We start from the raw sequence: 1799 nt of genomic DNA, 5'->3' as shown, positions 1-1799 counted from the left end.
ACCCCGGAGTTCCGCTGGCTGATGTCGTCCGACGTGTGCAAGCACTGCACACACGCGGGCTGCCTCGACGTCTGCCCGACGGGAGCGCTGTTCCGCACCGAGTTCGGCACCGTCGTCGTGCAGGACGACGTCTGCAACGGTTGCGGCACTTGCGTCGCCGGGTGCCCGTTCGGCGTGATCGAGCGCCGCAGCGATGGCACGTATTCGACCCCCTCGCGACGGTCGGACCGTCTGGCCCATGAATTCGTGACCGGTGTCGCCCAGAAGTGCACTCTCTGCTACGACCGTTTGGTCGACGACCAAACCCCGGCGTGCGCCCAGACGTGCCCGACGACCTCGATCAAGTTCGGCGATCACGACGAGCTGGTGGTACGGGCCCGCGAACGGGTCGCCGAGCTGCACGCCCAGGGCCGCACCGAGGCCCGCCTCTACGGCGCCAACGAGCACGACGGCGTCGGTGGCACGGGGTCGATCTTCCTGTTGCTCGACGAGCCGGAGGTCTACGGCCTTCCGCCCGACCCGCGGGTCTGCACCGCCGACCTCCTCCAGATGTTCAAACGGGCCGGCCTGGCCGCGGCCGGCATGTTCGGAGCTGCCGCGGTGGCGTTCTGGAGGAGCCGGTGAGCACCTCCGAATACGACAGCCTACGCCCGCCGGAGCGGACGGGCCCTGGACGAGGCGGCAACCGACAACGCACGGGGCGCCGCGGCGGGGGCGACGGTTCGCGTGAGATGCCGATGGTCCCCGAGGCCGAGTTCGGCTCGTACTACGGGCGTCCGGTGGTCAAGCCCGCGCCATGGGGTCACGAGGTCGGCGCGTACCTTTTCCTGGGCGGCCTCACCGGTGGGTCAGGCCTCCTGGCCGCGGGCGCCCAGCTGACCGGTCGCACGAAACTTCGCCGCAACGCCCGGTTGTCGGCGCTGGCCGCGGTGGCGCTCGGCGCGATCGCGCTGGTGATGGACCTGGGCCGGCCCGAGCGGTTCCTCAACATGATGCGGACCCTCAAGCTGACCTCGCCGATGAGCCTCGGCTCGTGGATTCTCAGCTCTTTCAGCGCCGGTGCCGGCATCGCCGCGGCCTCCGAGATCGACCGAATGACGGGCGAACGACTTCCGTTGGGCCCGTTGCGGCCCGTGCTGCGCGCGGTGGAAGGGCCCGCGGGATTTCAGGCCGCACTGTTCGGCCCACCGCTCGCCGTCTACACCGCGGTGCTGCTCGCCGACACCGCGACGCCGACCTGGAACGCCGCCCACGAAGACCTGCCGTTCGTCTTCGTCAGCTCCGCGAGCCTGGCGGCCTCGGGTTTGGCGATGATCACCACACCGGTCTCCGAGGCGGGACCCGCCCGCAAGCTGGCGGTGCTCGGTGTGCTCGGCGACGTGGTCGCGATGAAGGTCATGGAGCGCCGGATGGACCCGGTCGCCGCCGAACCGCTCCATCACGGCGACCCCGGCCGGATGCTGCGGTGGAGCGAACGGCTCGCGCTAGCGGGCGGATTGGGGACGTTGCTCGGCGGTCGGCACCGCGTCGTCGCCGCGCTTTCCGGCCTGGCGCTGATGGCGTCATCGGCGCTCACCCGATTCGGTGTCTTCGAGGCGGGCAAGGAATCGGCCCGCCACCCCCGCTACACGATCGAGCCGCAGAAACGCAGGCTTGCGGCCCGCCGGGCGGCCGGCGTCACCGGCGACTCGATCACCACCGCGGGCTGAACGGCGGTTTGCACCCTCAGCAGCGGGGTATCCCCAACGGCATGACGAATTTTGGCTACACTCTTATGACGGAGCAGAGTGGACCCAAAG

Annotated in this window: 2 protein-coding genes; both read left to right on the top strand. The window is 70.2% G+C overall.

Annotated features, from left to right (window positions below; genetic code table 11):
- Positions 1–624, top strand: a 624-nt coding sequence (locus tag VG296_RS12920) for a 4Fe-4S dicluster domain-containing protein (RefSeq protein WP_325565917.1), incomplete at its 5' end; no start/stop codon positions are given.
- The gene (nrfD, locus tag VG296_RS12915; RefSeq protein ID WP_349259545.1) at positions 621–1709 is read left to right on the top strand and encodes an NrfD/PsrC family molybdoenzyme membrane anchor subunit; all 1089 of its coding nucleotides are present in this window, start codon (positions 621–623) and stop codon (positions 1707–1709) included. The genes VG296_RS12920 and nrfD, both read left to right, overlap by 4 nt.
- The last annotated feature ends 90 nt before the right edge of the window (positions 1710–1799 follow it).

It is taken from the genome of Actinospica sp. (genome assembly GCF_035552695.1).
Lineage (GTDB): Bacteria > Actinomycetota > Actinomycetes > Streptomycetales > Catenulisporaceae > Actinospica.
This window is presented reverse-complemented; position numbering and strand designations above follow the sequence as displayed.